The sequence below is a fragment of the Ureibacillus chungkukjangi genome (assembly GCF_003217295.1).
In the GTDB taxonomy this organism is placed as follows: Bacteria; Bacillota; Bacilli; order Bacillales_A; family Planococcaceae; genus Ureibacillus; species Ureibacillus chungkukjangi.
In genome coordinates this window covers 1-2,938 of sequence record NZ_QJTJ01000061.1, presented here as the reverse complement: position 1 = coordinate 2,938, position 2,938 = coordinate 1, and the positions used below count along the sequence as shown (strand labels likewise).

The 2,938-nt window shown below is 37.0% G+C and carries 3 protein-coding genes and 1 rRNA gene; all 4 read right to left on the bottom strand.

Annotated elements, in window-relative coordinates; all coding sequences use genetic code 11:
* Positions 1-91: ribosomal RNA gene (locus BJ095_RS18650) — 16S ribosomal RNA — on the bottom strand; the annotation flags it as partial.
* Between the two features lie 545 nt (positions 92-636).
* Positions 637-1,242: an alpha/beta hydrolase gene (locus BJ095_RS18645; protein WP_107937905.1), complete on the bottom strand. Its 606-nt coding sequence runs from the start codon at positions 1,240-1,242 to the stop codon at positions 637-639.
* Positions 1,243-1,263: 21 nt separating this feature from the next.
* The gene (locus BJ095_RS18640; protein WP_107937904.1) at positions 1,264-1,875 is read right to left on the bottom strand and encodes a flavin reductase family protein; all 612 of its coding nucleotides are present in this window, start codon (positions 1,873-1,875) and stop codon (positions 1,264-1,266) included.
* 19 nt (positions 1,876-1,894) lie between these two features.
* Positions 1,895-2,833, bottom strand: a complete 939-nt coding sequence (locus BJ095_RS18635) for a ring-cleaving dioxygenase (protein WP_107937906.1) — start codon at positions 2,831-2,833, stop codon at positions 1,895-1,897.
* Between the last annotated feature and the right edge of the window lie 105 nt (positions 2,834-2,938).

Below are 2,938 nucleotides of genomic sequence, written 5' to 3'. Positions count from 1 at the left end.
GAAAAGCAAGCTTTTCTAAAGTCCGCTCGACTTGCATGTATTAGGCACGCCGCCAGCGTTCGTCCTGAGCCAGGATCAAACTCTCCATAAAAGAGAAAATTTGATAAAGCTCAAATTTTGTGCTGGCATCAATTTTGATGTCCAAAATTTCGTTTCTCTAATTTAATAGAAGAAACTATGTTCATTAACGTTTTGTTGTTCAGTTTTCAAGGTTCACACTGCCGTCATTTCTCTACAGCAACTTTAATATAGTATCACATCTTCTCTCGAAGTGTCAAACACTTTTTTAAAAAAGTTTTAACAGTTATTCGAGACAACTTTTATATATTATCAACTTATCGAATCGATGTCAATTACTTTTTTTCGAGTTCAATTAAGTTTTCATCACGTCACCGTAGCGACTTTTACTATATTACATGTCTAAATAATACATGTCAACACTTTTATAGCAATTTAGTTACTAACCTTCTGGAAGATTTCAAAACGATGTATCACTCAAATTAGTTCCTTCCATATAGAAGGAATAAATTTGTACTCATATTATTTCAAACCTTCCTTATCAAACTTTTACTTCTAAAATAAAAGCGCAGACATAGTCAACAAGACTTTGCCTACGCATAAAATTAATTAATAACTTTATAAATTCTGTTCATACCATTGCTTACCCGCTTGAACCTCAGTCATTGTTAATTGGTGTCCACGATCTTCCCAGTGTACTTCTACCGAGGCACCAGCTGAATCTAATATTCGTTGTAGCTCCAAGGATTCTTGCTGTGGACAAATCGGATCATTTGTTCCAGCAGTGATAAGCACTTTAGTTTCTTTTAAATCTGGTAAATCAATTCCACGTCTTGGCACCATTGGGTGATGTAAAATTGCACCCTTTAAAGCGTCTTTATAATGGAATAAAAGACTAGCGGCAATATTAGCTCCATTTGAATACCCAATCGCTACGATATTTTGACGATCAAATTTATATTCCTTTGAGGCATTTTCTAGAAACTCATTTAATTCCTTAGTACGGAAAATTAAATCCTCTTCATCGAAAATACCTTCTGCTAAACGTCGGAAGAATCGCGGCATTCCATTTTCTAAAACATTTCCTCTAACACTTAACACTGAAGCTTCAGGGTCTACAATATCAGCTAAAGCTAATAGACCGTTTTCATCTCCACCTGTACCGTGTAATAAAAGCAATACCGGTTTAGTTGGATTAGTACCTTCTTTAAATATATGCTTCATAATTTCTCCACCTTATTCAAATTATTTCGGTCTTTCAATTGAGAAAAATTCTCCTAATTTTGCATAATCAGCACCAGCTAATCGACTAACTGGATTGAGCATCCCAGCAGTTATTCGACCATTCGCCTCATAAATTCCTTCATCTAAATGAAATTGAATCACTTCACCTATGAATAGATCACAAATAACCTTACCATCCTTTTCTATAGGAATTACTTTTACAAGATTACATTCCATTCGGACTTTCGCTTCCATTACACCTGGTACGCTTATCTTTTCACTTTGAACCTCGGTCAAATTAGCAAGCTCCAACTCGCTTTTATTATATGGTAGTGGAGCAGCGGTTTCATTTACCTTCGCCACGTTCTCCTCATCTACAATATGAACAACGAATTCCCCATTGCTCTCTATATTTCGGGCTGTGTCCTTTACGACACTCCCCTCTCTTTGTATGGATAAGGAAATCATAGGAGGGGATGCAGTTACAATATTGAAATAGCTAAATGGTGCTCCATTTACAATCAGCTCATCAGAAATTGTTGTTACAAAAGCAATCGGTCTTGGAATAATTGTGCCTTTTAATATTTTTGCAGCCTCATGCTCACTCATAGCTTTGGGATTTAGAGAAATCATAGATATCGCTCCTTATTACTTAGTCAAGCGGTTTCACTTCAATTGGTATAAGCGACATTTCCAAACGGTCTCGGAATTGTTCGTATTGTTCTGGAAGCATCAATTGTGTACCCATTGTTTCATACGATTCATCATGAGCAAAGCCTGGAGGATCAGTCGCTATTTCAAATAAGATTTCCCCAGACTCTCGGAAGTAAATTGCATTAAAATAATTACGATCTTTTATTTCAGTTACGCGTTGTCCATGGTTCATAGCATAGTCTTGCCATTCTTGATGATCTGCATCGTCTTTTGCACGCCATGCAATATGGTGAACCGTACCTACACCCATCGTCCCTCGCACACCTGTAGTCATTTTCACATCTATAATGTTGCCGATATCAGCGGTTGCTTTAAAGCGAGTATAGTCTCCTTCTGTTCCTACCACTTCAAGACCCATAACATCCACTAATGTTGAAGCAGTTTCTTCTGGGCTAGCAGAGTATAAAATCGCTCCGCCGAAACCTTTAATAGCAACTTCCTTTGAAACGCCCCCAAATGTCCATGGGTTTAGTTCACCTTCTTCTCGTTCAACAATTTCAAGATGTAAACCATGCGGATCGTCAAACTGAAGATAGTTTTCGCCGAATCGTACTGCTTCTATATATTCAATATCAAATTTTGTTAAGCGATTTCTCCAAAAATCAATTGAGCCAGAGGGTACTACATAAGTAGTTACCCCTACTTGACCATCCCCTATCCTCCCTTGATAGGCATTCGCCCATGGAAAGAAGGTAATGATAGAACCCGGTTTACCTCCCGCGTTTCCAAAATATAAATGATATGTTCCTGGATCATCAAAATTAACGGTTTGTTTTACGAGTCGTAAGCCTAGTACACCTACATAGAAGTCTATATTTTCTTGGGGATGCCCTACAATTGCAGTTATGTGGTGTATCCCTGTTGTATGTTTTTTCATCATGATTTGCCTCCCTCTATAAATGTTGATATATCAACGGTTTAACCCGTTTTTATCAATTCATAAAATTATTTTTTATAGATTTATATTTTAGTATTTTACAGT